The 25,320-nt window shown below is 63.4% G+C and carries 30 protein-coding genes; 11 read left to right on the forward strand and 19 right to left on the reverse strand.

The window, feature by feature from the left end; all coding sequences use genetic code 11:
- Nucleotides 1-58: 58 nt before the first annotated feature.
- The gene (locus DT070_RS11715; protein WP_122955556.1) at nt 59-259 is read right to left on the reverse strand and encodes a DUF2783 domain-containing protein; all 201 of its coding nucleotides are present in this window, start codon (nt 257-259) and stop codon (nt 59-61) included.
- Entirely contained in the window at nt 256-2,037 is a 1,782-nt protein-coding gene (locus DT070_RS11720; RefSeq protein ID WP_122955557.1) for an FAD-dependent oxidoreductase, read from the reverse strand. Before DT070_RS11720 ends, DT070_RS11715 begins: the two co-directional genes overlap by 4 nt.
- 389 nt (nt 2,038-2,426) lie before the next feature.
- Here DT070_RS11720 and DT070_RS11725 point away from each other — a divergent pair, with 389 nt between their 5' ends.
- The 7 genes from DT070_RS11725 to queF all read left to right on the forward strand — a co-directional run bounded on the left by DT070_RS11725 (nt 2,427) and on the right by queF (nt 8,501).
- Nucleotides 2,427-2,849, forward strand: a complete 423-nt coding sequence (locus DT070_RS11725; protein ID WP_074580377.1) for a rubrerythrin family protein — start codon at nt 2,427-2,429, stop codon at nt 2,847-2,849.
- A 101-nt stretch (nt 2,850-2,950) separates the two neighbouring features.
- Nucleotides 2,951-4,300, forward strand: a complete 1,350-nt coding sequence (locus tag DT070_RS11730; RefSeq protein ID WP_122955558.1) for a (Fe-S)-binding protein — start codon at nt 2,951-2,953, stop codon at nt 4,298-4,300.
- Nucleotides 4,301-4,309: 9 nt separating this feature from the next.
- Nucleotides 4,310-4,900: a DUF3501 family protein gene (locus DT070_RS11735; RefSeq protein WP_122955559.1), complete on the forward strand. Its 591-nt coding sequence runs from the start codon at nt 4,310-4,312 to the stop codon at nt 4,898-4,900.
- A gap of 85 nt (nt 4,901-4,985) precedes the next feature.
- Entirely contained in the window at nt 4,986-5,762 is a 777-nt protein-coding gene (yaaA, locus tag DT070_RS11740) for a peroxide stress protein YaaA (protein ID WP_122955560.1), read from the forward strand.
- A 24-nt stretch (nt 5,763-5,786) separates the two neighbouring features.
- Nucleotides 5,787-6,626 carry a 2OG-Fe(II) oxygenase gene (locus tag DT070_RS11745; RefSeq protein ID WP_122955561.1) on the forward strand — a complete coding sequence of 280 codons (840 nt, stop codon included), beginning with the start codon at nt 5,787-5,789 and terminating at the stop codon, nt 6,624-6,626.
- 86 nt (nt 6,627-6,712) lie between these two features.
- A complete protein-coding gene (locus DT070_RS11750) occupies nt 6,713-7,603 on the forward strand; it encodes an alpha/beta fold hydrolase (protein WP_122955562.1) in 891 nt (296 codons plus the stop codon).
- Between the two features lie 70 nt (nt 7,604-7,673).
- The gene (queF, locus tag DT070_RS11755; RefSeq protein ID WP_122955563.1) at nt 7,674-8,501 is read left to right on the forward strand and encodes an NADPH-dependent 7-cyano-7-deazaguanine reductase QueF; all 828 of its coding nucleotides are present in this window, start codon (nt 7,674-7,676) and stop codon (nt 8,499-8,501) included.
- A gap of 65 nt (nt 8,502-8,566) precedes the next feature.
- Here queF and DT070_RS11760 read toward each other — a convergent pair whose 3' ends face one another.
- The 7 genes from DT070_RS11760 to DT070_RS11790 all read right to left on the reverse strand — a co-directional run bounded on the left by DT070_RS11760 (nt 8,567) and on the right by DT070_RS11790 (nt 13,025).
- Nucleotides 8,567-9,427, reverse strand: a complete 861-nt coding sequence (locus DT070_RS11760) for an enoyl-CoA hydratase-related protein (protein ID WP_122955564.1) — start codon at nt 9,425-9,427, stop codon at nt 8,567-8,569.
- A gap of 14 nt (nt 9,428-9,441) precedes the next feature.
- Nucleotides 9,442-9,771, reverse strand: a complete 330-nt coding sequence (locus DT070_RS11765; RefSeq protein ID WP_122955565.1) for a hypothetical protein — start codon at nt 9,769-9,771, stop codon at nt 9,442-9,444.
- 107 nt (nt 9,772-9,878) lie between these two features.
- Nucleotides 9,879-10,487 carry a plastocyanin gene (locus DT070_RS11770; RefSeq protein WP_228778512.1) on the reverse strand — a complete coding sequence of 203 codons (609 nt, stop codon included), beginning with the start codon at nt 10,485-10,487 and terminating at the stop codon, nt 9,879-9,881.
- A gap of 91 nt (nt 10,488-10,578) precedes the next feature.
- Nucleotides 10,579-10,956, reverse strand: coding sequence for a DUF6632 domain-containing protein (locus DT070_RS11775; protein ID WP_122955566.1), 378 nt, complete (start codon nt 10,954-10,956; stop codon nt 10,579-10,581).
- Nucleotides 10,957-11,067: 111 nt separating this feature from the next.
- On the reverse strand, nt 11,068-11,538 hold the full coding sequence (locus tag DT070_RS11780; RefSeq protein ID WP_122955567.1) for a tetratricopeptide repeat protein: 471 nt from the start codon (nt 11,536-11,538) through the stop codon (nt 11,068-11,070).
- 126 nt (nt 11,539-11,664) lie between these two features.
- Nucleotides 11,665-12,408, reverse strand: coding sequence for an anti-sigma factor domain-containing protein (locus DT070_RS11785; RefSeq protein ID WP_122955568.1), 744 nt, complete (start codon nt 12,406-12,408; stop codon nt 11,665-11,667).
- Nucleotides 12,405-13,025, reverse strand: a complete 621-nt coding sequence (locus DT070_RS11790) for an RNA polymerase sigma factor (RefSeq protein WP_122955569.1) — start codon at nt 13,023-13,025, stop codon at nt 12,405-12,407. The genes DT070_RS11785 and DT070_RS11790 overlap by 4 nt, the downstream gene beginning before the upstream one ends.
- A 253-nt stretch (nt 13,026-13,278) precedes the next feature.
- Here DT070_RS11790 and DT070_RS11795 point away from each other — a divergent pair, with 253 nt between their 5' ends.
- Together DT070_RS11795 and DT070_RS11800 are read left to right on the forward strand one after the other, a co-directional pair.
- Nucleotides 13,279-13,860 carry a DUF3455 domain-containing protein gene (locus tag DT070_RS11795; protein ID WP_122955570.1) on the forward strand — a complete coding sequence of 194 codons (582 nt, stop codon included), beginning with the start codon at nt 13,279-13,281 and terminating at the stop codon, nt 13,858-13,860.
- Nucleotides 13,861-13,871: 11 nt separating this feature from the next.
- Nucleotides 13,872-14,471: a hypothetical protein gene (locus DT070_RS11800; protein ID WP_122955571.1), complete on the forward strand. Its 600-nt coding sequence runs from the start codon at nt 13,872-13,874 to the stop codon at nt 14,469-14,471.
- Nucleotides 14,472-14,540: 69 nt separating this feature from the next.
- On the opposite strand, the gene DT070_RS11805 is transcribed toward DT070_RS11800, so the two are convergent.
- From DT070_RS11805 to DT070_RS11830, 6 genes are all read right to left on the reverse strand, one after another.
- Nucleotides 14,541-14,900: a hypothetical protein gene (locus DT070_RS11805; protein WP_122955572.1), complete on the reverse strand. Its 360-nt coding sequence runs from the start codon at nt 14,898-14,900 to the stop codon at nt 14,541-14,543.
- A gap of 83 nt (nt 14,901-14,983) precedes the next feature.
- Nucleotides 14,984-15,364 (reverse strand): hypothetical protein, encoded by a 381-nt coding sequence (locus DT070_RS11810; protein WP_122955573.1) that lies wholly within the window; start codon nt 15,362-15,364, stop codon nt 14,984-14,986.
- Nucleotides 15,361-15,744 carry a roadblock/LC7 domain-containing protein gene (locus DT070_RS11815; protein WP_122955574.1) on the reverse strand — a complete coding sequence of 128 codons (384 nt, stop codon included), beginning with the start codon at nt 15,742-15,744 and terminating at the stop codon, nt 15,361-15,363. The genes DT070_RS11810 and DT070_RS11815 overlap by 4 nt, the downstream gene beginning before the upstream one ends.
- Nucleotides 15,741-16,280: an ATP/GTP-binding protein gene (locus DT070_RS11820; protein ID WP_164483750.1), complete on the reverse strand. Its 540-nt coding sequence runs from the start codon at nt 16,278-16,280 to the stop codon at nt 15,741-15,743. Before DT070_RS11820 ends, DT070_RS11815 begins: the two co-directional genes overlap by 4 nt.
- Nucleotides 16,277-16,984 (reverse strand): hypothetical protein, encoded by a 708-nt coding sequence (locus tag DT070_RS11825; protein ID WP_122955575.1) that lies wholly within the window; start codon nt 16,982-16,984, stop codon nt 16,277-16,279. The genes DT070_RS11820 and DT070_RS11825 overlap by 4 nt, the downstream gene beginning before the upstream one ends.
- Nucleotides 16,985-17,170: 186 nt before the next feature.
- Complete coding sequence (locus DT070_RS11830) at nt 17,171-20,527, reverse strand: PAS domain S-box protein (RefSeq protein WP_122955576.1); 3,357 nt, start codon at nt 20,525-20,527, stop codon at nt 17,171-17,173.
- Nucleotides 20,528-20,665: 138 nt separating this feature from the next.
- On the opposite strand from DT070_RS11830, the gene DT070_RS11835 reads away from it, so the two are divergent.
- Nucleotides 20,666-21,301: a response regulator transcription factor gene (locus tag DT070_RS11835; RefSeq protein ID WP_153976386.1), complete on the forward strand. Its 636-nt coding sequence runs from the start codon at nt 20,666-20,668 to the stop codon at nt 21,299-21,301.
- 63 nt (nt 21,302-21,364) lie between these two features.
- On the opposite strand, the gene DT070_RS11840 is transcribed toward DT070_RS11835, so the two are convergent.
- From DT070_RS11840 to DT070_RS11850, 3 genes are read right to left on the reverse strand one after another with little or no spacing between them, the layout of a single operon-like run.
- On the reverse strand, nt 21,365-22,033 hold the full coding sequence (locus DT070_RS11840) for a plastocyanin (RefSeq protein WP_369973861.1): 669 nt from the start codon (nt 22,031-22,033) through the stop codon (nt 21,365-21,367).
- Nucleotides 22,033-22,500: a group 1 truncated hemoglobin gene (locus DT070_RS11845; RefSeq protein ID WP_122955579.1), complete on the reverse strand. Its 468-nt coding sequence runs from the start codon at nt 22,498-22,500 to the stop codon at nt 22,033-22,035. Before DT070_RS11845 ends, DT070_RS11840 begins: the two co-directional genes overlap by 1 nt.
- A gap of 28 nt (nt 22,501-22,528) precedes the next feature.
- Nucleotides 22,529-23,449, reverse strand: a complete 921-nt coding sequence (locus tag DT070_RS11850) for a DUF3034 family protein (protein ID WP_122955580.1) — start codon at nt 23,447-23,449, stop codon at nt 22,529-22,531.
- A gap of 225 nt (nt 23,450-23,674) precedes the next feature.
- Between DT070_RS11850 and DT070_RS11855 the strand changes: the two genes are divergently transcribed.
- Nucleotides 23,675-24,079, forward strand: coding sequence for a c-type cytochrome (locus DT070_RS11855; protein ID WP_240642546.1), 405 nt, complete (start codon nt 23,675-23,677; stop codon nt 24,077-24,079).
- 18 nt (nt 24,080-24,097) lie between these two features.
- On the opposite strand, the gene DT070_RS11860 is transcribed toward DT070_RS11855, so the two are convergent.
- Nucleotides 24,098-25,309: a DNA topoisomerase IB gene (locus tag DT070_RS11860; RefSeq protein WP_122955582.1), complete on the reverse strand. Its 1,212-nt coding sequence runs from the start codon at nt 25,307-25,309 to the stop codon at nt 24,098-24,100.
- Nucleotides 25,310-25,320 lie beyond the last annotated feature (11 nt).

Raw genomic sequence — 25,320 nt, forward strand, 5'->3', positions numbered from 1 at the left:
CGATTTTATTCGACTGGGCGGCTGCCAGCCCCCGGCGCCCCGGGAAGCCCGCCCAGGCTCAGGCTTTGCGCGCCGCCGCCACGCACGCCTTCAGCACCGCGGTGTCGCCCAGCTGGTTGGCCATCAGCAGGATCAGCCGGGCGTTCAGCAGCTCGGATTCCTCCCGGCTGAGGCCCTGGTGCGCGTCCAGCAGGCACTCGTAAAACGCGTCCGCGTCCTGGAAATGCAGGCGTGACATCAAGGGGGTGTCGGGTTTCATACGGTGCCCTTTGCGATCTGTGTGCCCAGCGCGGCCGCCACCGCATGGACCACCGAGGCGTCCACGCTTTCGCCAGTGGCCGCGACATGGCCGTCGGGCCGCAGCAGCGCCCAGGCATGGCCGAAGACATGGCACGTCGCCTGCAGGTGGCCGTCCCGGTCCACCACGTGTTCCACCGCTGCGGTGCGCTCGTCGGGCCCCAGCACCTGCACGCAGCGGATGCCGGCCTCTTTCGACAGCGCCGCCAGCCGCGCCAGCCCGGCGCCGGAGACATCGCCAAACACCAGCAACAGCAGCCGCCCGTGCGCCCAGGCCAACAAGTCCAGCAGCTCGCCGGGGCTGCCGTCGGTCCAGGCAAAGCCCACGTTCTGCGTGGCCCGCCCGCCGGCCGGCCCGCAAATGCCTGAGCGTGTGTAATGGTTGGGCGCCGACATGCGCCCGGTGTTGACGAGCTGGCGCGCAAACAGGTGCTCACGCGCCAGGCCCAGCGCCGCCGTGCGGAACAGCCGCTCCGCACCATCGGCCGGCCGCAAAAAACGCGCAGTGCGGTTGGTCACCAGCACGTTGTGTTTCGCCGCCTCGTGCCTTTCTTGGTGATAGCTGTCCAGCAGGGCGGGTGCGGCGCGCCCCTGCAGCACCGCCGCCAGCTTCCAGGCCAGGTTGTCGGCGTCCTGCACGCCCGAGTTACCCCCGCGCGCGCCGAAGGGGCTCATCACATGCGCCGCGTCACCGGCAAAAAACACCCGGCCGTGGCGCAGGCTGTCCAGGCATTCGCTGCGGTAGGCGTAGGGGCCGACCCAGACGATCTCGTAGTCGGCGTCGTCCAGATCGTGGCCCGCCTGGCTTTTGAACTGCGCCTTCAGCCGGGCGCGCACCACCTCTTCGCGGCTGACTTCTTCGGGGTTGGCGTGCGGCGGCATCTGGTAGTCGATGCGCCACACGCCGTCGGCCATCAGGTGCTGCCACACGGCGCGCCCTTCGTTGAAGGGCGCCTCTATCCAGGTGTGGCGCTCCACTGGCGGCGGGTTTTTAAAGCGCACATCGGCAATGCACCAGCGGTCGTCGCCTTTTTGCGCGGTGACACTCGCGCCGCACCAGGCGCGAAACGGGCTGCGCGAGCCGCTGCAGTCGATGACATGCTCGGCCTGCAGGGTGTAGTTGCCGGCAGGCGTCTCCAGCTGCAGCGTGGCGAACTCGCCGTTTTGCGCCAACGCCGTGACGCGGTGGCTCCAGCGGATGTCGACGAGGCGGTCTTCGGGTGCGGGCTGGTAGAGCTGCTCGACCAGAAAGCCCTCGACATAGAACTGCTGGATGTTGATGAAGGGCGGCTGCTTGCTCAATGAATGCGTCTGCTGCTGGCGCAAGTCAAAGGCATACACCTCGTCGGCGCCGGCAAAGGTGCGGCCCACGCTCCACTGCACGCCTTTGGCGGCGATGCGTTCGTAAATGCCCAGGCGTTTGAAGATCTCCAGCGTCTTTTGCGCGTAGCAAATGCCGCGCGACGACGCGCCCTTGACGCCCACCGTGTTGTCTTCGTCCAGCAGCATGGCCTTGATGCCGTAGTCTGCCAGCGCACAGGCCAGCGTCAGGCCGGTGATGCCGCCGCCCACGATGACGACGGGGTGGCGTTTGATTTCGCCGGTGCGCAGCTCCGGCGGCGCCACAAACGGGTATTCGGGCAGGGTGTAGCCCGTGCCCTGGGCGAACTCGTAGCCGTTGGTAAAGGCGGTGCTCAGCGCGGCCGGCGCTGCGCCCCGAATCGTGTTTGTCTCCAGCATGGTGTTCCTGCGGGTTTAAGCATGTTTTGGCCTCTAGCCCATATGCTGTCTTGGTATGTTGCTATTAAAAATATAGCAATTTGGCATGGGCATCAGAGATTGTCATTCACCTATTCGTAATGAATTTACCATAACGTAATGATGGAACGACGCCTGATCCGTGGCTTTGCGTCTCTGAAAGCTATGACAGCCCCGCGCTCAATTGAGAATGGTTATCAACTAGGTCAATTAAATAGCTTTTGTTAATTCAGTGCATTGATTCCAGCAATTAGACGTAGCCGCCCAACAGGTCTATCGTCTTTGAGTCTTCAGTCCTCGCGCTGGACATCTGCGGCTTGGCTTGAAGCATTGGCGATTTGTTCGTTCATCAACCCACGAAGGAGATTTCCATGGCTGCTCTCAAAGGCTCCAGGACGGAAGAGAACCTGAAAGCCGCATTTGCCGGCGAATCACAGGCCAACCGCCGCTACCTCTATTTCGCGAACAAGGCTGACGTTGAAGGCCAGCCCGATGTCGCAGCGCTGTTCCGCTCCACGGCGGAAGGTGAAACCGGCCATGCCCACGGCCACCTCGAATGGCTGGAGCAGTGCGGTGACCCCGCCACCGGCCTGCCGTTTGGCGGTACGCGCGACAACCTCAAGTCCGCCGTCGCCGGCGAAACCCATGAGTACACCGACATGTACCCCGGCATGGCCAAAACTGCCCGCGACGAAGGCCACGACGAAGTGGCCGACTGGTTTGAAACCCTGGCCAAAGCCGAGCGCTCGCATGCCAATCGCTATTCGAAAGCATTGGCTGAGTTGGTCGACTGATCCATCCCTCGCCGCGCCGCAAGGCACGGCGGGTTTCGGAAAAGATTCCGCACGAGAGTCTTTTCTCAAACCCCACGTGAGATTCACAAGAAGAGGCAAGCATGGCCACAGAAGGCAACCTCCAGGCGCCCACGCGCCACGCGATCGACTGGAAAAACCCCGACTTCTACAACGAAGAGGCTGCCGTCCACGAGATGGAGCGCATCTTCGACATCTGCCACGGCTGCCGCCGCTGTGTAAGTTTGTGCGGCGCCTTCCCCACGCTGTTTGACCTGGTCGACGAAAGCAAGACCGGCGAAGTCGACGGCGTGGACAAAAAGGACTACATGAAAGTGGTCGACCAGTGCTACATGTGCGACCTTTGCTACATGACCAAGTGCCCCTATGTGCCGCCGCATGAGTTCAACCTCGACTTTCCCCACACCATGCTGCGCGCCAAGGCCATCAAGTTCAGGAAGGGCGAAGTCGGCGCGGGCGAAAAGTTTTTGTCGTCCACCGACGTACACGGCCAGTTCGCCGGCATTCCCATCGTGGTCCAGGTGGCCAATGCCGTTAACAAGACCAAGCCGGCGCGCGCCATGATGCAAAAGGTGCTGGGCGTCGACAAAAACGCCTGGCTGCCAGACCTGGCCACAAAAAAATTCCGCTCCGGCGCACCCGAGTCGCCGCCACATGCAGTCAAAGACGGCGCCAAGACGCCCGGCAAGGTGGTGATTTTTTCCACCTGCTACATCAACTACAACGAGCCCGGCATAGGCCACGATTTGCTAAAGGTGCTGGACCACAACGAAGTGCCTTATGTATTGGTCGAAAAAGAAAAATGCTGCGGCATGCCCAAGCTGGAGCTGGGCGACCTCGCTTCGGTCAACACCAGCAAAGAGGCCAACATCCCCGTATTGCTGAAGTACGCCAGAGACGGCTACGCCATCCTCAGCGCCGTGCCCAGCTGCACGTTGATGTTCAAGCAGGAGCTGCCGCTGATGTACCCCGACGACGCCGACGTGCAGCTCGTCAAGGAGCACATGTGGGACCCGTTTGAATACCTGATGGCCCGCAAACGCGACGGCTTGCTCAAGACCGAATTCCCCACACCGCTGGGCAAGATCAGCTACCAGATCCCCTGTCATGGCCGTGTACAGAATATCGGCAAAAAAACCGAGGAAATGCTCAAGATGGTTCCCGGCACCAGTGTGCACACGCACGAGCGCTGCTCGGGCCACGCCGGCACCTTCGGCGTGAAGGTGCCCTACCACCAGCAGGCGATGAAGATCGGCAAGCCGCTTTTCAAAGCCATGGCCAATCACAAGGACGGCGGCCTGCCCGATGTGATCAGCAGCGACTGTCCGCTCGGCGGCCACCACATCGCGCAGGGCTTTGACGTCAACAGCCTGGGCGCGCCGCCGCAACAGCACCCGCTCACGCTGATACGCACGGCCTACGGACTGAAATGAGGCCACACCATGAAGACCACCGGAAAGATCACCCGCGAATCCTTGATGACGCTGGAGGCCTACAGCAAGTACCGCAAGGAAAACAAGCCCGCCATCATCGCCCACCGCAAGCTGCGCAGCGTACGCCTGGGCGAACACATCAACCTGCAGTTTGAAAGCGAAACCAGCCTCCGCTACCAGATCCAGGAGATGCTGCGCATCGAGAAGATTTTTGAAGAAGAAGGCATTGAACAGGAAATCGAAGCCTATGCGCCGCTGATGCCCGACGGCAGCAACTGGAAGGGCACATTGATGCTCGAGTACCCCGACGTCAACGAACGCAAGCGTGAACTGGCCCGGCTCATCGGTGTGGAAGACCGCATGTTTGTCGAGGTTGAAGGCCACGAGCGTGTTTACGCCATTGCCGACGAAGACATGGACCGCGAGAACGACGAAAAAACCTCGGCCGTGCACTTTGTGCGTTTCGAGCTGGACCCGGCCATGTGCGCGGCCGTCAAGGCCGGCGCGAGCGTCAAGCTCGGCTGCGACCACACGCATTACCCGGCCCACACCACGATTGCGGCCGAAACGCTGGCCTCCCTGGCCAGCGATCTGCACTGAGCCGGGGCTTTGCGGGCATGCACGCCGTGGCGGCACGCGCCTGTCGTAAAGTGGGGGTTTCGCCTTCCTCCCATCACACCCATCCATGCTGTTCCTTATCTCGCCGGCCAAGTCGCTGGACTACGACACGCCGCCGCACGTCGCTACCCACACCCAACCCCTTTTCACCCGCCAGTCGGCCGAATTGATTGACGTGCTCAAAACCCAAACGCCGCAGCAGATCAGCGAGTTGATGAAGCTGTCGGACGCGCTCGCCGGCCTGAACGTGGCGCGCTACCAGGCCTGGTCGCCCAAATTCACCGCGAAGAATTCCAAACAGGCCGCGTTGGCCTTTGACGGCGATGTGTATGGCGGGCTCAATGCCAGCACGTTGAGCGAAGCACAACTCAATTGGGCGCAGCAGCACCTCTGCATCCTGAGCGGCCTCTACGGCGTGCTGCGCCCGCTGGACCGCATGCAACCTTACCGGCTTGAAATGGGCACGCCGCTGGCCACGCCCCAGGGCAAAAACCTCTACCAGTTCTGGGGCTCGCAAATCTCGGCCTACCTCAACGAACGCGCCGCTGCCGACACCACCCCCGTCATCGTCAACCTCGCCAGCGAGGAATACTTCAAGGCCGTGGACCGCAAGGCGCTCAAGCCGCGTGTGGTGAGCTGCGTGTTTGAGGAATACAAAGCCGGCAAGTACAAGGTCATCAGCTTTTTTGCCAAGCGCGCCCGCGGGCTGATGGCGCGGTATGCGATTGAAAAGAAGATTGCCACGGTGAAAAAACTCGAGGGCTTTGACGCCGAAGGTTACCGCTTCGATGCGAAGGTGTCTGAACCCGACCGGCTCGTGTTCCGGCGCAAGCAGGCTGCCTGAGCGCTGACCTGGCAGGACGATCTGATGAAGCCCGGCGCTGCGCAAAAAAACCAGGTCCCGGGCCAGGCCATCACCCGCGAGATGCAGGTCTGGGTTTCAGCGCAGCTTGCCGCCGGGCAAAGACCGGAAGAAATATTCAAGGCGCTGCTGGAGGCCGGCTGGCAGGCGGCCACCGCAAGCCAGGCGCTGGCCGTACCTGCGGCCGCGCCGGCTGTGCCTGTGGTGAAGGCCGATGCATCGGGCACCATGGTCGACGCCGGCGACAAATGGGTGGAGGTGCGCGAACACCGTGATGCGCCCGACCTGTGGGTGTTCAGCAACCTGCTCAGTCCAGCGGAATGCACGGCGCTCATGGATGCCGCCGCGCCGCGCCTGGCGCGCTCACGCACCGTAGACACCCGCACCGGCGGCGAAGAACTCAACCACGACCGCACCAGCCACGGCATGTTTTACGCACGCGGTGAAACGGGGGTGGTGCGCCGCATCGAGGCCCGCATCGCCAGGCTGCTGAACTGGCCGGTGCAAAACGGCGAGGGGCTGCAGGTGCTGCGCTACCGGCCCGGCGCCGAATACAAACCCCACTATGACTACTTCGACCCCAACGAGCCCGGCACGCCGAAGATATTGAAGCGGGGCGGCCAGCGCGTGGGCAGCCTCATCATGTACCTGCAGGAGCCCGAAGAGGGCGGCGCCACGGTGTTTCCGGACATCGGCCTGAAGGTGCGGCCACAGCGCGGCAGTGCGGTGTTTTTCAGCTACCCCCGGGCGCATCCTTCAAGCCTGACGCTGCATGGTGGTGAGCCTGTGACGGCCGGCGAAAAATGGATTGCCACCAAGTGGCTACGTGAAAAAGAGTTTGTGTAACCCCCTGTCTAGACGCACGAATGCATCGTGACGCATGGGCGACGCTGTGATTGACCCGCTTCAGAGGGCGCGGACCATAATGGTTTATGAAGATCAAAGCCAACCACATTGACATCGAAGTTGAAGACACCCATCCCGGCGACGCAACCGGCCGGCCGGTGGTCTTGCTCATCATGGGCCTGGGCATGCAGCTCATTGCCTGGCCGCCGGCCATGGTGCAGGCGATTGCCGATGCGGGCTTTCGCGTCGTGCGTTTTGACAACCGCGACATTGGCCTGTCTCAATTCTTTGACCACCTCGGCTCGCCCAGCCTGCTCTGGGAGGGGCTGAAGTTCCGCCTGGGCTGGCGCATCCGCCCGCCCTACAGCCTGGAAGACATGGCGGCCGACACCGTGGGCGTGCTGGATGCGCTGAAGATCGCCAAAGCGCATGTGGTCGGCGTCAGCATGGGCGGCATGGTGGCGCAGCGCGTGGCGGTGCTGGCGCCTTCGCGGGTGATCAGCCTGACCAGCATCATGAGCTCCAGCGGCGCGCGCGGCCTGCCTGAGGCCAGCCCGGCCGTCACGCGGGTGCTGCTCAGCCGGCCCGGCAAGGGCGTGCAGGCGGCGGTGGACCACACCGCGCGGCTGCTCAAGGCCATCGGCAGCCCGGGCTTTCCGACGCCGGACGCCGAGCTGCGCGAGAAAGTTGCCGCCGCGGCGCAGCGCAGCTTTCATCCGCAAGGCGTTGTGCGCCAGATGGTGGCGATTGCCGCCGACAGCGCGCGCGCCGCAGCGCTGGCCAAGGTCACTTCGCCCACGCTGGTGCTGCATGGCCGGGCCGACCCGCTTGTACCCATGCCCTGCGGGCAGGACACCGCCAAACGCATTCCTGGCGCGCGTTTTGAAAGCATTGAAGGCATGGGGCACGATTTGCCGCCGGGTGTCGTTGATCGCTTGCTGGCGTTCATGATTCCTCACTTCAAGGCTCACGCTTAAAACCCCTACCGGTAGGGCGTCGCTTGCTCGGGGCGGCCCTCCGCAAGACGTTAGCTGCGAAAATGGGTGCATGAACACCCCAGAACAATCCCAGCTCGGCAAGCAGTCGGCCTACATCGACCAGTACGACGCCTCGCTGCTTTTCCCCATCCCGCGCGAAGGCAAGCGCGCCGAAATCGGCGTGACGGGCACACCGCCGTTTTTCGGCGCGGACATGTGGACGGCGTTTGAGCTCAGCTGGCTCAACATGCGCGGCAAGCCGCAGGTGGCGCTGGCGCACATCACCGTGCCTTGCGAATCACCCAACATCGTCGAGAGCAAGTCCTTCAAGCTCTACCTCAACAGCTTTAACAACACGCGTTTTGCCGACGCGCGCGATGTGCGTGAGCGCATACGCGCCGACCTCAATGCCGTGGTCGGCATGGGCGTGGGCATCAAGACGCTGGGCCCCGAGCTGTTTGATCGCGAGCCGGTGCATGAGCTGGACGGCCTCAACCTGGACCGGCTGGACGTGGAGTGCATCCACTTCCAGCCCGCGCCCGAGCTGCTGTTTGCCGAGTTCGATGAGCCGCCGGTCGAAGAGACGCTGACCAGCAACCTGCTCAAAAGCAACTGCCTGGTCACAGGCCAGCCCGACTGGGGCAGCGTGCAGATCCGCTACGCCGGCCCGCAGATCAACCAGGAAGGCCTGCTGCAATACCTGGTGAGCTTTCGCAACCACAACGAGTTCCATGAGCAATGCGTCGAGCGCATCTTCATGGACATCTGGACGCGCTGCAAACCGTTCAAGCTGTCGGTGTATGCGCGCTACACACGCCGCGGCGGGCTGGACATCAACCCGTTTCGCACCAGCCACCCGCAGGCGCTGCCGGTGTCGGTGCGTACGGCGCGCCAGTAAGGCCGCCTCGCCATCTACGCTTTTTGCTATTAAATCAATAGCGATAGGCCAAGATGGGGATTGGGTTAGAGCCCGAATTCATTAAAATTTCTGATCGATGAAAGCGAAGGGAATTGCGCCGCGCGCTTTTCCTTCATCGCCGTCACCGACTCGCGCACATGCGCGTTGCTCCAGATCGCGCCCTGCAGCCAGCCCATCTGTTTGAGCGCGTCGTCCACCGAATGGTCGCGTGCGTAGTGAATCGCCTGCTTGGTGCCCCAGATGGCCACCGGCGGCTTGCTGGCGATTTCGCCGGCGCATTGCATGGCGGCTGCCAGCATGGCCTCGGCGGAGTCAAACACCTCGTTGACCAGGCCGTAGCCCAGCGCCTTGGCTGCCGGCAGGCGGCGCCCGGTGTAGGCCAGCTCTTTGACGACGGCCAGCGGCACCAGCTTTGGCAGGCGCTGCAAGGTGCCCACGTCGGCCACCATGCCTATGTTGATTTCCTGGATGCAAAAGAAGGCGTCTGCCGTGGCATAGCGCAGGCAGCAGGCCGTCACCATGTCCACCGCGCCGCCTATGCAGCCACCCTGGATGGCCGCGATCACCGGGATGCGCAGCGTCTCCAGTTTGGTGAAGGTGGCCTGCATGTCGCCCAGCATGTCAAAGATGGCGGCGCGGCCTTCGGGGCTGCTGTCGTCCAGCGCGATCTCGCTGCCGAAGGTCTCCAGCGCCATGCCGGCGCTGAAATGTTTGCCGGTGCTGGAGATCACCAGCGCGCGCGCCTCACCGGTTTTGTGAATGTGCGTCAGCACCGCGTCCAGCTCGCGCCAGAAGGTCGGGTGCATCGTGTTCATCGCCTCGGGGCGGCTGAGCACGAGGTGGGCGACGTGGCCGGTGGTGGTGAGGGTGAAGCAGGTGAGGGAGGGTGGGGTGGTGGCGTTCATCCCGCCACTCTAAGTCAGGCTACCAGTTCAAGCCAGTCACACCTGAGACGCCCCGCCGCATGCGCCCATGCCCGCGCATATACATACAGACGCGGCGCCAGGATGCCCAGCAGGCACAGCGGGTAGGCCCACACCGCCTCAAAGGTGTAGGCAGGCAGGCAGCCGGCCCAGCCCATCAGCCACGCCGTCAACACCGCTTCCCAGATCTGGCATTCAAGGGGGTGCGCCGCCCGGTGCGCCTCGCGCCAGTCCTTGATGCGCTGCAATTGCGCCAGTGTGATGTGGTGCCAGTGCGGCGACCGGGCCGATGTTGAAGGGCTGGAAGGGTCAGAGGGGTCAAACATAAAGCCTCCGTGCGGAAGCTTCAATGTAAGTTTCGTGAAAGCTTCTGTCAACGCCCGAAGTTGCCCTCGAAACGTGAAAGAAGCGTCAAACCGTCAGGTAGCCGGGTTCAAATCCGGCGGCGGCGCGGCACCACGCTCAGTTGCAGCGTCAGCTTGCCGGGCGCGGCGGTCACGGTATAGGCCTGTGGCGCGATGTCGATCAGCTGGTCGGCATGCCAGACCCTGATCTGCGCCGCGCCCTCGGGCAATTGCTCAAGCTGCGCAACACCGTCGGCGCCCGTCAGCACGGCCCAGGGCGACTCGCTCACGTACACATGCCCGCGCATGGAGCCGTGGATGTGGCAGCCCAGCAGCACGGCGCCGGCCTTGGTGAAGGTGGCATCGGCAGTTTTGGCCGGCTTGCCTTCAGGCTTGCCGTCCAGGCGCAACTCAAAGCCTTCGCCCGCCGCCGCATTGAACTGCGCTACGCCGGCCGCCGATGCGCGCACATGGTGCTCCCACGGGTCGTTGTTCACAAACTGGGCCTTGGCGCCCACCGCCACCACACTCACGGCCGGCACAAAGCGCATCTTTTCCTGGTAAATCGTCACCTGGGTCGGCAGCGGATTTTTGGGCGCACCGGTCTTGCTGGAGGGCACGACCACCACCACCGCGTCGGGCGCCGGTTTGCCTTCCTTGTCGAGCACCTGTATTGAGAGATTTCCGGCTGCAGCCAAGGTGGATATTGAGCCGATTGCTATCAAAAACAGAGCAGATTGCCAAAACCTCGAAGCGGCGTGTGTCGGGGTGGTCATGGGATTTTCTTTCTCAGGTTTCACGCGGTGTCAGGAAAGCCAGCACCGCCGCCACAACGAACAGCGCCAGCACATCGCCCCAGAGGTGGCCCATGTTGTGGTGGCCCTGAAACGACTGCACGGCCATCACCCCGCCGTGCACGATGCTGGACCAGACGACGAACCAGATGAGGCTCAAGTGTGCGATGGGGTTGCGGGATGCCAGCAAGAGGAAGACGCCGAGCGTGGCGTACAGCGCGAGGATCATCTCAAGGTAATACGAGCGCCCCTCCGTGTGCCACGACCAGCCGGAAGGCCAGACGACGGTGAGCGGGTAGAGGGCAAAAACGAAAATCAGCCCGACCGCCATGAGGGCGATGCGCAGGTATTTGATGCGGCTTGATGCAGTCATGGTTGTTGTCCTTGGAGTCATCCGGGGTCGCGCATGGCGGGCCTGGCGGCCTGTAACGGCAATCGCACAACCATTGCAGCGCACAGCGCCGCAATGGAAGCCGGTCACTGCTTACTTGGCGGCCGGTTTGTACTCAGCCACGGCCTTGGCCAGGTCGCGGGTTTCTTCGCAGGTCGCGCAGATGGACTGCAGCTTGGCCAGCTGGGCGTCGGCTTTGGCTTTCTGGTTGGTCTTCAGGTAGGCGACACCCGAATACTCCAGCGCACCCTTGTGTTTGGGGTCCAGCGCCAGCGCCTTGTCGTAGGCGGCAAAGGCTTCGTCGTACTTGCCCAGCCAGCGGTTGGAGTAACCGAGGTAGTTGTAGGCGTCGGCATTTTTCGGGTTCTTGGCCACGACCTTGTTGAAGCTGCTCACGGCTTCAGACCAGTTCTTGGCGTCAATGGCCTTTTTGCCGGCGGCGAAGTCGTCGATCTGGGCGTTTTGCACCGGCGTGGTCTGGATGTCGGCCGCGATGGCTGCACCGGCCAGGGCCAGGGCGATCACGGGCAATGCGATGAAATTGCGGATGGAAAACGTCGTCATGTCGGGCTCCTTGAATGTTTGCTTGGGTTAAATGCGCTGTAGATCAGCACCTTAGACAAACGGCGTGACAGGGAAATTGGATGCGGAGAATTCGTATTTATTTGTAATACGGCCACGCTGGCCCGTTCACCACAGCTTGGCGCAGTTGCCGCTGAACACGACCGTCTCGCCGGGCTTGGCCGGGTTGGCGTCTGTCTCCAGCGTCACCACCAGCTTGCTGACTTTGGACAACAGCTTTTCCGAGGTGTCAGGCAGCATGGACACCGCCGAGCCGCTGGTCGGCACCGCGCCCAGGGAGAACGCCGGGCCGCTGGCCGGCACCGCCCACAGCACCAGGCGGCCGGTGGCCGGCGGCGTGATCGGGCCTATGACCTTGACCGTCATGGTCTTGCCGTGACGCAGCGAGCTCACCAGCAACTTGCCGTTGCCCTGCGCGTCAGTCAGCAGGCCCACATAACTTTGCGGCAGCCGCTCGCCTGAACGCATGGCGAGCTGGTCGCTGGTCATGAACAAGGTGGGCATGGCGACAAAAAAGGCGCTTGCCGCAATCACGCCCGCTGCCAGGCCGCCAAAACCGAAACCTGCCGGCTTCACCCAACCCGTCCTGCCCAGCCAGGAGGTTCTGGCTTCGACGGGTTTCGCGGGCTGCGTGCGCGCCGCAATCGCGGCCCACACTTTGGGCGAGGGCGTGTGGGCCGGCACGGACACCGCCAGCTGGCCCAGCCGCGCCTCCCACTGCGTGACCAGCACGCGCACATCGGCGCGGTCGCGCTGCAGGCGTTCAAAGCGGCGGCGCGCGCCGTGGGCCAGCGTGCCCAGCACATAGCCCGATGCGAGATGCTCCAGAACGACAGGGTTGGTGTATCTCATGCGACCACCCCTTGCGCCGCCAGGCAGCCCTTGAGCTTCTCCAGCCCGCGCCGTATCCAGGCTTTGACCGAACCGAGCGGCGCGCCCATTTGCGCGGCCACCTCGGTGTGCGACAGGCCCTGGTAATAGGCCAGCGCCAGGCTTTGCCGGTGGCTGCCTTCCAGCGCGTTCATGCAGCCTTCTATATGCAGCGCCTGGGTGGCCTGCTCAAACAGCTGCGCGGCGCTGGGGGCGGGCGTGGCCGTGGTTTCGGTGTCTTCTTCGTCGACTTCGCCGATCTCACCTGAATTGGGCAACCCGGTTTCTTTTCGGCGCGCGCGTGAGCGCCAGGCGTCAAGCGCCTTGTTGCGGACGATGGCGATCAGCCACGTCATGGGTTGAATGGTTTGGCCGTCTACTTCGCTGCGGTAGCCGGCTGCGCTTTTCCAGATACTCACATACGCCTCTTGCAGCACATCTTCGGCCGCCTGTCCTTGTCCCAATATACGAACGGCAACGCCAAACAGATGCGTGTGGGTGCGCTCATAAATACGGGCGAAAGCGGCGTGGTCGCCCCGGGCCGCGCCGGCGATCAGCGCCTGCAGGCTGAGGGTGTCTGCGTCTGGGTCCGGTTTCATGCGGCTGAGTATAGGGAGTTTAGGGAGTTCGGCTTGTACGGCCTGTGCCGGGCCGGCAGAGACTTTTTTTGCGAAAACCTGCATCCGGTTTGTCCCGGCCGGCGTTTGTCCCCGGTAGGCCGCACCCGTATCCGTACAGGCACCGGCCCGCACCCCCTTCCGTCCATCGGATGGCGGTTTTTTTCCGTCTTTTTTACTTTTTTTTAACCCGGAGACCTGTCAGTATTGACAGCGCTCCTCCCAGGAGATCGCCATGACATCGATTCAAACTGTCGCCCAACCCAAGCTCACCAGGCTCAATGCCGGCCTGCTGGCCGCCCTGCTGTGCACGGGCTTGCTGGGCGCCTGCGCCACCGGCCCGGCCGCCGATGCCGGCAAGCCGGCGCCCGCCGCGCTCAAGCCTGCCGACAACGAACGCGCCGCCTTCACCTGGCATGCGGTGGGCTCGCAGATTTATGAATGCCGCGCCAACGACAAGGGCGGCTGGGCCTGGGTGTTTGTCGCACCCGAGGCAGACCTCTTCAACCAGAAAGACGAAAAGGTCGGCACGCACGGCGCCGGCCCGCACTGGACGGCGCTGGACGGCAGCAAGACCGTGGGCACCGTGAAGGCCCGCGCAGACGCCGAACGTCCTGCCGACATCCCGCTGCTGTTGCTGACGGCCAAATCGGCCGGCACGCCCGGCAAGATGGCCAGTGTCACCAGCGTGCAGCGCCTGAACACCGAGGGCGGCAACGCCCCGGCCAAAGGTTGCGCCGCACAAGCCGATGCAGGCAAACGCGTCAAGGAAGGCTATACCGCCGACTACGTGTTTTTTACCGCCAAAAACACCTGAGCGAGTCCATCATGTCCGTCCTCAAAAACCTCTTCAGCGCCAGCAAAAGCCCCCCGCATGCACCCAGCGGGCCTGAAACCGGCCCGGTCAAGATGAACCTTGACGAGCGCATGGAGTTCAGGCGCGAGATGTTGTATGAGGCGATACGGGTGACGATGCAGGCCCACGGGATTTTGTCGGCAAGCTACAAGTTTCGCGTGGTGCGAAACGACAAGCGGGGCCACCAGTACATCGTGCTGGTGGACCTTTCCACCGACTTCCTGCACAACCGCGAGGGCAGCCCCGAGCGGCTGGTGGCGGTGGGCGCGGCCATCGTCAAAAATGCCGCCGCGCGTTACCACCTGCTGGTCAGCGGCGTGTACTGGCAGGTCAATGAGCAGATCCAGGGCTTTGAGGCCAGCCGCCCGGGCGCGCTGCGTGGCGGGCAAGACCCCGCTGGGCCCGCGGTGCCGCCGCAGCCGCAGCGCCGCGAGCGGGCGACTGCGGAAGAACTCGCCGCCTTTGAAGCTGCCTGGGAACAGGGGCGGGCGATGCAAATCGGTGACCGCGTCTATTCGTCCGACCTGGCGCCGCTGGAGCCGGACCCGCACAAGGACGACAGCCGGCGATAAGCCGGCCCGGAGCGTGCATGTCAGGGCAGCCACCGCAGGATGCTGGTCCTGCCGTGGCCTGAGCCGCCATCACACCACCAGGTCTTTTTCGACTTCCTGGGCCTTGCGGCGGGCCATTGCCAGGTTGGACTTGCCCTTGTCCAGCACCAGGTAGATGAACAGGCCTTCCTTGCGCGCCATCGGGCGGATGATGTGGTAATGCTTGCCCAGCGTGATCAGGATGTCCTCGATCACGTCGTTCAGGCCCAGCGCCCTCATCGTTTTGATCTTGGCGCGTACCACCTCGGTGTTGCCCGCAGCCGCAACTTCCATGTCCACACCCGTGCCGATCTGTCCCAGGATCATTCCACTGGATGAGTCCACCAGTGCGGCGCAAAGCGCGCCGTCGCAGACCATCAACTCGTCCATTCCCTGTTTGATATTTGCCATTTGCCTTGCCTCTCTGCTGACGCCGGATGAAAGGCCTTGCTGCCGCGGCGTCAGAAGCGGCAACTGCCTGGAAAAAATAGCCTTTACGGCCCGCTGACGACCTCGCTCGCCAGTACCTTTTTTAATGTCAGCGCGCTTTCGCCCCAGTGCGCCCAATCCACCCCCTGCCTGGAGGCGATGCAAACCAGCACCAGGGGACTGGGAAGACAGGGAAACAGCGCAATCGTGCCGCTGACAAATGCGCAGGCCGCAGAGCGAAGGGCGCCCAGCGTCGCAAAGTGGGACGAGAGCCTGGACTGGACACGCCAGAACTCGACAGCCGCCTCGCCGGTTCGCTCGATGTCGGGTAGCTCGCCTGCGTGGTACCAGACCATGCCGGTGTCCGGATCCACCAGCGCGCAGCCCTGCACGCCGGGCTGGCTGGCCAATATGCCTAGCAGGCGGTTGATTTCCACCTGGCTCATGCCTGCTCCAGTGCACGGGTGGCCTGGGTCGCAAAATACAGAATCTGTCCCATGATGGCGTCCTGGCCCGCCACCACGCTGAGCACGAGCGAGATGTCGGCACGCTGGGCCTGCACCATGACAATGTGGCCGCCCGCGGCTTCGATGATGACTTTCTGGCATGCGCCCAGCCGTCCTTCTTCTCCCACGATGGCGCCCAAGGCCGCCATGGAGCTGGCCAGCGCCGAGAGCCTGGCAATCTCCGTGGTGTTTTCGATGCGTGAGGCGACTTCGAAGCCGTCCTCCGTCGATACCACGGCGGCCCTGGCGCCTTTGACCTGGTCCATCACCTCGTTGACCGCCGTCAGCGCGGCGTTCTTCACTGCGGGTTCCACGTTCATGACAAAGCTCCGGTTTTTGTTTCGAGTTGAAGCAGGAGCAGTTCGAGCAGCTGGATCACCTCTACCGGCTGCCGTACGTCCGTTTTCAGGACGGGGCAGAGCACATCCCGCGATTCCAGATGTTTGGCATAGGCCTCCATATCGGGTTTGGGATGGGTGTCGGTGCGGCCCACCGCCACCACGCAGCCGGCGTCACTGATGAGCTGCGCGAAGCCGGTCAGGTAGATGTCCAGTTCGGCGAGCGGATCCGGCCCGCTGTTGTCGATCAGGATGATCAGCCCGAGTGCGCCGCGCGAGAGGACCTTCCACATGAAGTCAAAGCGTTTCTGGCCCGGCGTGCCGTACAGCCGCAGCTTTTCCCCGTTGTCCAGCGTCAGCTCGCCATAGTCCAGGCCTGCCGTGGTCAGCGCCTTGGATACATTCGGGTCGGTATTGCGCACGTCCGTACGGATAGGCGGGACTTCGCTGACCACGCCGATGGCGGTGGTCTTGCCCGCACCGGTGGTGCCGGTAAAAAGTATCTTGTGTTCGATCACGTGCGCCCCGCGGAAAACAGGCCGAGCCGGCTGCGTATGCGGGATATCAGCCCGGGCTCGATATGGGCTGACTGCACGCAATGCGTGTCCTTCACGACGGTGTCGTGAGCCGCATGGGCGTCAGAAGAAATCGGTGCGTGTGCGGCTTGTGTGGCCGCTGCGAGCAGGGCCGCGTGCTGCAGGTCGGCGACAAACTGCAGGCAGACCTGCATCGGAACACCCGAGCGCTGGTGCAGGTCGGCCAGTGTGGTCCATTTGCCGGTCATCAGGGCCGCGAGGCGCATATGGTCAGAAGACGTCAGCAGGTTGGCGGGCGGCCAGCGCAGCAGGCGAAACTGGGCGGCCTGCGCGTGGACTGCCGGGCTGCTCACCCTGAGATGCTTTTCGGCTGCGACGCAGGTCCCGAGCTGGTTGAGAACCTGTTCCAGCGCATCCGCATGAAAAGGCATGTGGACGAAATGCGTTTCGCCCTGATGGACACCGCCGACAACAAGGGTTTTCCGGTCGGCAGGCATGTTGTGCGCGGCGTCCTGCGCGGCCACGCAGATGTCGGCGTCCTGGGGTGCGAAGGACCATTGCTGAAGGGTGCGGTGCGCCAGCAGCCTGACGAACGATTTGAAGAGGGTTTCGTCGCGCGCCGACAAGCCGTTCAGGCTGAAAGTCAGGGCCTGCCGGTCATTGCCCGTCACGATGGGCGTTGTCATCGCACGCCCTCCCTGCAGCAGAAACCGCCTGCGGCGACGGTACCCGCTGCGGGGCGCTCCTGCGGCGTCAGCCCTTTGCCGATTTCAGTGGCCGCCGGTGGGTGGTTTGCTTTGCACATGGGCCCACGATATGGCCTGTGTCCGCTCCCGCCTATCCGTGATGTATGCAGGTATCGCTAGGTATGATTACGTAACAAGTCGTAAATTTGCGTGTTTGTCCTGACGGGCGACCGGCCACTGGATGGTCAAGCGGGTGCCGCGCTCACGCAGCGTGTCAAAGCGGAGCGTGCCTCCGATGAATTTCGTGCGTGCGGTCATGGAACGCAGGCCCAGGCCGTTGCTGCCGGCATTGGTTTGCCCTTTGAAGCCGCTGCCGTTGTCGCTGATGGACATCGCATAAAAGTCCTCATGTTTGAGAAGTACTACTTCCAGTTGCGTCGCCTTGCCGTGGCGCACGGCATTGGCCAGCGCCTCCTGCGCGATCCGGTAAAGATGGTTGCCCACGCTGACCGGGATCGCATCGACCTCTCCCCCGGTGCTGAAATTGCACATGACGCCCTTGATGACTCGGTAATCTTCCGTGAGGCGCTCCAGGGCGCGCCAGAGCCCGCCAGGCGTTTCGCTCACGGGTGTCAGTCCGCGCGCCAGCCCGCGCGTGACGTCGACCGCTGTCTTCACCTGCTCCAGGGCGATGTCGAGTTGACGTGTGACGTCGGGCTCCCGGTCCGCCGCGGTCCTGGCACCGCCCAGCACCAGCGCAAGCCCTGCCAGCTCGGAGCCCAGCGAATCGTGCAGTTCACGTGCGATGTGCGACTGCTGCGCTTCCAGTTCGCTGATGAGCACCCGCTCAAAACGGCTCTGGCTGGCGCGTATCTGCGCCTCGAACATTTCCTGCTCCGACAGGGGGGTGCCCGTGGTGATGTAGTGCGGCCGCCCGTTCCACATCACCATGGACGTGTTCATCATCGTGCGCAGCGTGCCGCCGTCCTTTTGCCGCAGGTCAGACAGCGTCACGGGCACCGCAATCCCTTGTTGCAGGGAGTTGCGCCGCAGCATTTTTTGCGCGTAACTCTCCGCTGTGTAAAGGTCGCTAACCAGTGTGCCGTGCAGGCTCTGCGCGGCATGCCCGAGCATGCGGTGAAGGCTGGCATTCATGTAGATGATGTGCTCGTCGTCGGAAATCAGCACACCGATGTCTATGTTCTCCACCATGGCCTGCAGGAAGTTGTGCTGGTCCTGCATGACCTGTCTTGCATCCATCTGCGCGGAGATATCCATCACCACACCGGCATATTGCAAGGACTCACCCTGGGACGCATTGCTGACCATGCGTCCCCGGCTGCGCACCCACACCCAGCTGCCGTCAGCCTTGCGCATCCGGTATTCGGCTTCGTCGAAATCCGAGGCGCCGGCGAAATAGCGGTCCATGGTGGCCAGCGTCGCCTCAAGGTCGTCCGGGTGGATCAGCGATTTCCACTCCTCAAAGTTGGCCGGAGGCGCTGCATATCCAAACATCTCCCAGCGCTGGGCATGTGTGACGCGGCCCGTCGGCACATCCAGAACCCACAGCGCGAGCTCCGCCCCGCGCAGCGCCAGGCTGAGCCTTTCGGATGTCCGCCGCTGAAGCGTCCAGGTCAGCCGCTGCGCCTGCTGGGCCGTTTTTTGCAGCGTAATGTCCCGCACGATCGCCGTGCGTTTGACCAGCACATCGCCTTGCATGACCAGGCTGCTCTTGGAATGCACCCAGAAGCGGCGGCCACGGGCAGTGACCATGACCAGTTCGAGGTCATGCGAGAGGCCTTCGCGCTCTTCTTTTTCCAGCGCCTCTTTCATGATGGCGGTGTACTCCGGCGCCACGAACTGGAGCGCGCTGCCGCGGTCGGGGGTGTAGGTGGCCGGTTGCACGTCGAGCAGCCGGTACATCTGTTCTGTCCAGTAGACGCGGCTGCCGGATGCGAGGTCCTCTTCCCAACCGCCTATGCAAGCGAGTGACTGGGTGGCGTCGAGGAGCTTCTTTGAGCGCAGAGATTCCCTTTGCGCTTTCTGCCAGGGGCTGAGGTCGCGCAAAAAGGCGGCAAAAAAGCGCACCTTGCCGATGCTGACTTCCGTGAACGAAATTTCAAGCGGAAACTCCGTGCCGTCGCGATGCAGACCTGTGGTCTGGACCCGTCGCCAGTCGATGGATTTCACCGAACTGGAGATGTAGCGTGCAAACCCCTGGGCGTGTGCCGCCCGCAGAGCTTGAGGCTGCAGTATCTCAATCGTCTGCCCCGCCAGCTCGGCCGGCGTGTAACCAAAGACCTGTGCCAGAGCCGGGTTGGCAAAACTGATACGCCCATGCTCGTCCAACACCACAATCACGTCGCTCGCGGCCTCAAAAATAGCGCTGCGCAATTCCTCGCTGAGCTTCCATGCCCGCTCAGCGCGAATTTCCTTGGTGATGTCGGTGAGGGCGCCGCTGAAGCGGAGCACAGAGGCATCGTCCAGGTGGCTGAAGCGGCCGCGCGCGTGGAACCACCGGTACTCGCCGTTGACGTTGAGCCGGCATTTTTCGCTGAAGCTGCCTGCACGTCCGGCCAGGTGGTCGCGAAATGCCTTTCTTATCCGGCCGAGATCGCGCTGATGCGTCCTTTCCCATACCTGCGCCAACCGGCTGATGGTTTCGCCCTCCGCCAGGCCCAGCTGGCGTCTGAGCTGGGGCGACATCAGCAGCTCGCCACCGGTCATGTTCCAGTCCCACAGGCCGTCACTGGAACCCTCGTTGGCCAGTTGCAGCCTGCGGCTGGCTTCTCCCAGTTTTTGCGATGCCGCGAAGGACTGTGCCACCACGCGGCGGGATATCCGCCTGCCGATCCAAAGGAGTGCCAGTGCAACCAATGCCTGAAAGCCGAAGATGATGGAGGAGACTTCACGCGCCGCGTCTGAAATGGTGGAAGAAAATGCGTTTTCCAGCGGCGTCAGGCTGCTGTTGAGCGCCAGTATCTTTTTTCGGTAGACCTCGTCGCCGTAATTTCCCGGTGCGGCCGTGTACTTGCTTTGCAATTCGTTGGCAACTTGCTGCAGCTTTGCGATCTGGACGTCGCCTTCAGCCCAGAAACTGATGGCTTTTGCAAAATTGGGGTAACCGCGAAACCACCGATACAGAGCGATCAGCCCGCCAATGTCCGAAGGATGATTGCCGCCCGCCAGGAAGCCTGCGCGGGCCAGATCCGCGTCGGGCCTTTTCGCATCCAGCGCCAGGCGTGCCTGTTTGTCCCCAAGGGTGATATTGATGGACGACTGGAAACGCGCGAAGTGCTCCGGGTCGCCGTTGTCTACATACTGAAGCAACTCGATGACGGCATCTTTTTGCGCCTTGGACCATATCCCTTCGCCGGCCACATACGCCCTGACCCCGGAGAGCAGCCAGATGCTCAGCGCGCCCAGAAGCAGCAGCACCGCACAGGCTGCCAGCTGCGGCCAGATGACCGACGCCAGGTTAAGGCGCGGGACCTGATCAGGCAATTGCTCCGGACGCTCTTCATCGTATGCAGAAGCTCCCATGCGTGACACCCCCTTGTTCGGCCGGTGCGCTGGCTAGGTAGAGATACCTAGCCAGTGCGTCTGTGGCGTTTTGATTTACCGGCGCTCTGTTGCTATGCTGTCCTGGCTGCACATCTTGTTTTGTATTGGCTGCCCGACATGAAATCAGTTTATATCCTCGATGACCATGACATCATCCGTTTTGGCCTTGAGACATTGATATCGGCAAGCCCGCACTTCCGCCTGTTGGGTTCTTCACGAAATCTTGCGGACGGCCTGGTGCAGATCGCCGCGCTCAAGCCGGACATCCTCATCAGCGACATGTCCATGGACGATTCGAAGGGGCTGGACACCATCCGGGCCGTGGTGCAGGCGCAAGCAGAGCGCGCGGTGCTCGTCGTGTCGATGCACGACGAGATGCTTTACGGCGAGCAGGTGCTTGCCTTGGGGGCGCGTGGTTATGTCATGAAGGAAAGCGCTCACGCCAACGTGGTGCCTGCCGCCCTGGAGATCGCCGAAGGCCGCACCTGGGTCAGCCCCGGTCTTCGCGAGCGGCTGCTCGGCAGGTTGCGCGGCCAGGGCGCCAGGCCGCAGCCGGATTCGTCAGACGCCGTCCTGACCCAGCGCGAGATACAGGTGATGGAGCGATTGGGAAGAGGCCAGAACACCAAGCAGATTGCGTCCGAGCTGGACCTCAGCGTGCGTACGGTGGATATCTACCGCGCCAACCTCAAGCGCAAGCTCGGCCTTAGAACAGGAGCGCAGTTGATCGCTTTTTCACTGTCGCGCACCTAGCGGCCGTGATCGGGCTCGCGGCCGGTCTGGCGTGGCGCAGGCGGCCAAAGTCATCGCAAGGTGTCAGGACCTGCGCCGCCGCGGCACCACGGTGAGCTGCATCACGTTTTTGGCCAGCACTGCGCCCACTGTGACCTGCTGCGGTGCGATGTCCACCAGCTGGTCGGCATGCCAGACTTTCAGCTGCGCCGTGCCTTCGGGCAAGTCCTCAAAGGTGGCGATCCCGTCGGCACTGGTTTTGGCCGCCCAGGGCGATTCGCTCGCATAGATATAACCGCGCATCGAGCCGTGGATAAAGCAGCCCAGCAGCGTGGCGCCGACCACGCCGGCCTTGTCCAGCGTGACCTCTGTCGACTTGGCCGGCTTGCCATCGCTCTTGCCTTCCAGCCGCAGCTCAAAGCCCGCGTTCGTCGCGCTGAACTGGCCCATGCCGGCCGGCGAGCTGCGCACATGGTGGTCCCACGGGTCGTTGTTGACGAAGCTCACCTTCGCGCCCACGGGCACCACGGTGACCGCCGGGATGAACTGCATCTTTTCCTGGTTGACGGTGGCCTGCGTGGCCATGGGCGTTTTGGGCAGTGCGCTTTTGTTGGCGGGCACGACCACGACCACGGCGTCCTGCACCGGCTTGCCGTCCCTGTCGAGCACCGACACCACCAGGTTGCCCGCGCAGGCCGCTGCGCCCCACACCAGGAGCGTTGAGGCCGCTGCGAGTTGTGTCAGTGTTTTCATCATTTGGCGGCCGTGTCGGGCGGTGTGATGATGTCGCGGTTCATGGGCGCCAGCAGGGCCAGCATCTCGTTTTGGCGGCGAAACGGGATGCCTTTGGCGTCCATGCTTTGCTGCAGCACCTCTACCAGCGCATGGAAGTCGGATTTTTTGATGTCCAGGTTGGCGTGCGAGCTTTTCATGTCTGCGCCCTTGTACACGCAGGGGCCTCCGCTCAGCGCGCAGAGCTGGTCGACGAGCTGCTCTTTGACGCGCTGCTGGTTGGCGGGCTTGAAATGCGGGCCGGTGCGCGGGTCGGCCAGCAGCCGCACCATGAAGTCGTCCATCAGCGCGACCAGGCCGGTCTTTTCACCAAAGGCTTTGTAGAGCTGGTCGTTTTGCGGGGCGGTTTGTGCTGCGGCCGGAATTTGCGCCAGCGAGGCGCAGGCCGCGAAGGCGATCGAAGCGAGGCGGGTCAGTGTTTTGTTCATGACGGTTTCCTGGAATTGATGGGGGGTTTTAGAAAGCGACCTGGGCCGAGACGTAGTAGCCGGTCTGCTTGCGGTTGACGGTGGTCGCCGGAACGATCACGCCCAGGTCCACATAGGCCAGCGTGAGCGAGAAGTTTTTCGTCGGCGCCCAGGCGATGAAGATGTCCTTCCAGTCTTCCGAGCGCAGGCCGTTGCCCAGCCCGGCTGCGCGGCCCGCGCCTTCCAGCTTGTTGCGCATGAAGCGGTATTCGGCGCCGATGGCAATGTTCTTGCTCACCAGGTAGGCGATCGAGAACTCGGGCTGCAGCGAGTATTTGTCTTCCTTGCCGCCCAGCGTGGCGCCGTAACCCAGCAGGCCGTTCTGGTTGGCCTTGGTCGCGCGCAGTGTGCCGTTGAGCAGCAGGCTCTGGCCCAGGAAGAGTTTGGTCGCGCTGACATACACGTCCACGCCGTGGCGTTTGGCGCCCAGTGCATCCAGCGTAGGGTTCAGCCCGGTAGAGCCCAGGGTTTTGTACTGCACACCCACCGCGACCTGCGGCATCAGGGTGTCGCTGTCCAGGATGGCGTCTCCCAGCACACGCACCTTGGCGCCCACGATGGTCTGCTTCAGGTGCAAGCCCGGCAGGCCCAGCGCCACGCCGGTGCCGCGGGTGTTGAAGTCCTGCTGCGCGATCGACAGCTCATAGCGGTCGTGGATGCCGACGGCAGCGCCATACACATTGAGGCCGTAGTCGTTGGTCCCGGCATGGGTGAGGTAGGCCGAACCGCCGATTTCGTCTGCCGTGGCATTGCTGCCGATGACCGCCCAGGGCGTGAGGCCACCGCCGGCCGCGCCTTCGATGGTGCTGACGCCGCCGGTCAGGAGGAGTTTGCCGGTGTCGGCCTGGGCGCCTGCCGCCAGGAAGAGGCTGGCCAGCAGGGAGAGGGGGTAGAGGAGGGTGTTGCGCATGGTTTGGGTGGGTTGAAGGTTTTTGGAGGGGGGTAAAAATGTAAACAAATGTGTGCTTATCAGTTTGGAATACGGTGCCTGGAGCGGACTGGATTCAACTTTCTTTGTACAAAGCGAAATACAGGACGCGCTGAATCCGGGCCCTGACCTGCCGCGTATCAACCCCATGCGCGCCGAGCCTCGCTGTGCGGCGCATTCTCAATACCCCAACAGCGAGACGGATCCATGCCTCTTTTCTCTTGGCCCGCCATGTGGCTCCTGTGTGCAGGCGCCGCCGTCACTTCGGCCAACGCGCAACAAGCCCCTCCCCGCGAATGGCTGACACCGCCGCCCGGCGATGTGGCGCGCGGCATGGCGCTGTACCAGGAGCGCTGCACCGCCTGCCACGCCGTCGACAGCAACAAGATAGGCCCCGCCCACCGCGGCGTGATGGGCCGGCGTGTGGGCGGCTTGCCGGGCTACAAGTATTCAGACGAGGTGGCGCGCTCACGGCTGCGCTGGACGCCGCAAACCCTCAATGCCTGGCTGGAAGACCCCGAGCAACTGGTGGCCGGGCAGCGCATGGGTTTCCAGGTCGAAAGTGCTCAGGAGCGTGCCGACCTGATTGCCTACCTGGCGACGTTGAAGTAAATAGGAGGTGCAGCAGGGTTAGCCGGCGGGTTTCGATTTCTTCGGCGCCTTGCCCGAAGCCTTGCCGGCCGCCCGCGCCTGGGTTTTCAGTGCGCGCTGGTGTTTGTCAAGAAAGCCCATCAGCCGGTGTTCGGCCGCATACAGCCGGCGCAGCTTCTTGCCGGACTCCAGCTGCGGCCACAGCTCGCCCATCGCGCCCGCGTCCTGCGCCAGGCTGCCGCCCAGCGCCATCACGGCCGGGTGGATGTAGGACTTCTTGCAGACGGCCGGGGTGTTGCCGAGCAGGCGGGCGACTTCCTGCAGCACCGCCTTGGCGCTGTAGCCGCCGGCCTTGGGGTCGTCGCTGGTGCTGCAAGCCAGCCGCGTCAATTCCAGCGCCTGCACGGTGCCGTGCCAGGTGCGGAAATCCTTGGCGGTGAAGTGATCGCTGCTGTCAGGGCTGGCGTTTTTGCTCCGGGTGATTTCCGCGAGGTAGTCGTTGACGTCGCTCGAACCGACGGCACGGAGTTCGGTGGCTTCGCCTTCCACGCTCTCATACTGAAACAGCAACTGCCCCGGCAACTGCTGGCAGCGCCGCACCACGGCCGCGACTTTTGGGTCGTCCACCTTCAGGTCTTGCATCACGCCGCTTTTGCCACGAAAGCGCAGCTGCAGCGTTTTGCCGCGCACGCCGGCGTGCGGGTTGCGCAAGGTGGTCAGGCCGTAGGAGCCGTTCTCGCGCGCGTACTCGTCGTTGCCGACGCGCACAAAGGTGGTGTCCAGCAGGCGCACCAGCGTGGCCAGCACCAGGCTGCGGCTCACCGGTGCATTGCGGCGCGGCGCCAGGTCGCGTGCCACACGGGCGCGTATGCGCGGCAGGGCATGGCCAAAGGCCTGCAGCCGCTCAAACTTGCTGTCGTTGCGTCTTTCCTGCCAGTCGGCGTGGTAGCGGTATTGCTTGCGGCCGCGCGCGTCGTAGCCGGTGGCCTGCAGGTGGCCGTTTGGCTTGGGGCAGATCCACACGCGCGTATAGGCCGGCGGAATCGCCAGCTTCTGGATGCGGCGGATCTCGTCCGGGTCCCTGATCGCCTGGCCGCCGGCGTTGCGGTAACGAAAGCCCTTGCCGCTTTTAAGCCGGGTCAGCCCGGGCATGTCGTCGCTCACATACACAAGGCCGCTGCCCTGCAGGATGGGCGGTGCTTTGGTGGAAAAAACTTTGGCAGAAGACGAAGTGGTGCGTGCGCCTGGCATGGGGGAGGGGG

Origin of the sequence: Polaromonas sp. SP1, from assembly GCF_003711205.1 — a bacterium.
In the GTDB taxonomy this organism is placed as follows: Bacteria; Pseudomonadota; Gammaproteobacteria; order Burkholderiales; family Burkholderiaceae_C; genus Polaromonas.

Excerpts from the sequence above, each read along its gene's own strand:
- DT070_RS11715 (WP_122955556.1), bottom strand. The coding sequence starts at position 259 with ATGAAACCCGACACCCCCTTGATGTCACGCCTGCATTTCCAGGACGCG.
- DT070_RS11720 (WP_122955557.1), bottom strand. The coding sequence starts at position 2,037 with ATGCTGGAGACAAACACGATTCGGGGCGCAGCGCCGGCCGCGCTGAGC.
- DT070_RS11725 (WP_074580377.1), top strand. The coding sequence starts at position 2,427 with ATGGCTGCTCTCAAAGGCTCCAGGACGGAAGAGAACCTGAAAGCCGCA.
- DT070_RS11730 (WP_122955558.1), top strand. The coding sequence starts at position 2,951 with ATGGCCACAGAAGGCAACCTCCAGGCGCCCACGCGCCACGCGATCGAC.
- DT070_RS11735 (WP_122955559.1), top strand. The coding sequence starts at position 4,310 with ATGAAGACCACCGGAAAGATCACCCGCGAATCCTTGATGACGCTGGAG.
- yaaA (WP_122955560.1), top strand. The coding sequence starts at position 4,986 with ATGCTGTTCCTTATCTCGCCGGCCAAGTCGCTGGACTACGACACGCCG.
- DT070_RS11745 (WP_122955561.1), top strand. The coding sequence starts at position 5,787 with ATGAAGCCCGGCGCTGCGCAAAAAAACCAGGTCCCGGGCCAGGCCATC.
- DT070_RS11750 (WP_122955562.1), top strand. The coding sequence starts at position 6,713 with ATGAAGATCAAAGCCAACCACATTGACATCGAAGTTGAAGACACCCAT.
- queF (WP_122955563.1), top strand. The coding sequence starts at position 7,674 with ATGAACACCCCAGAACAATCCCAGCTCGGCAAGCAGTCGGCCTACATC.
- DT070_RS11760 (WP_122955564.1), bottom strand. The coding sequence starts at position 9,427 with ATGAACGCCACCACCCCACCCTCCCTCACCTGCTTCACCCTCACCACC.
- DT070_RS11765 (WP_122955565.1), bottom strand. The coding sequence starts at position 9,771 with ATGTTTGACCCCTCTGACCCTTCCAGCCCTTCAACATCGGCCCGGTCG.
- DT070_RS11775 (WP_122955566.1), bottom strand. The coding sequence starts at position 10,956 with ATGACTGCATCAAGCCGCATCAAATACCTGCGCATCGCCCTCATGGCG.
- DT070_RS11780 (WP_122955567.1), bottom strand. The coding sequence starts at position 11,538 with ATGACGACGTTTTCCATCCGCAATTTCATCGCATTGCCCGTGATCGCC.
- DT070_RS11785 (WP_122955568.1), bottom strand. The coding sequence starts at position 12,408 with ATGAGATACACCAACCCTGTCGTTCTGGAGCATCTCGCATCGGGCTAT.
- DT070_RS11790 (WP_122955569.1), bottom strand. The coding sequence starts at position 13,025 with ATGAAACCGGACCCAGACGCAGACACCCTCAGCCTGCAGGCGCTGATC.
- DT070_RS11795 (WP_122955570.1), top strand. The coding sequence starts at position 13,279 with ATGACATCGATTCAAACTGTCGCCCAACCCAAGCTCACCAGGCTCAAT.
- DT070_RS11800 (WP_122955571.1), top strand. The coding sequence starts at position 13,872 with ATGTCCGTCCTCAAAAACCTCTTCAGCGCCAGCAAAAGCCCCCCGCAT.
- DT070_RS11805 (WP_122955572.1), bottom strand. The coding sequence starts at position 14,900 with ATGGCAAATATCAAACAGGGAATGGACGAGTTGATGGTCTGCGACGGC.
- DT070_RS11810 (WP_122955573.1), bottom strand. The coding sequence starts at position 15,364 with ATGAGCCAGGTGGAAATCAACCGCCTGCTAGGCATATTGGCCAGCCAG.
- DT070_RS11815 (WP_122955574.1), bottom strand. The coding sequence starts at position 15,744 with ATGAACGTGGAACCCGCAGTGAAGAACGCCGCGCTGACGGCGGTCAAC.
- DT070_RS11825 (WP_122955575.1), bottom strand. The coding sequence starts at position 16,984 with ATGACAACGCCCATCGTGACGGGCAATGACCGGCAGGCCCTGACTTTC.
- DT070_RS11830 (WP_122955576.1), bottom strand. The coding sequence starts at position 20,527 with ATGGGAGCTTCTGCATACGATGAAGAGCGTCCGGAGCAATTGCCTGAT.
- DT070_RS11835 (WP_153976386.1), top strand. The coding sequence starts at position 20,666 with ATGAAATCAGTTTATATCCTCGATGACCATGACATCATCCGTTTTGGC.
- DT070_RS11840 (WP_369973861.1), bottom strand. The coding sequence starts at position 22,033 with ATGAAAACACTGACACAACTCGCAGCGGCCTCAACGCTCCTGGTGTGG.
- DT070_RS11845 (WP_122955579.1), bottom strand. The coding sequence starts at position 22,500 with ATGAACAAAACACTGACCCGCCTCGCTTCGATCGCCTTCGCGGCCTGC.
- DT070_RS11850 (WP_122955580.1), bottom strand. The coding sequence starts at position 23,449 with ATGCGCAACACCCTCCTCTACCCCCTCTCCCTGCTGGCCAGCCTCTTC.
- DT070_RS11855 (WP_240642546.1), top strand. The coding sequence starts at position 23,675 with ATGCCTCTTTTCTCTTGGCCCGCCATGTGGCTCCTGTGTGCAGGCGCC.
- DT070_RS11860 (WP_122955582.1), bottom strand. The coding sequence starts at position 25,309 with ATGCCAGGCGCACGCACCACTTCGTCTTCTGCCAAAGTTTTTTCCACC.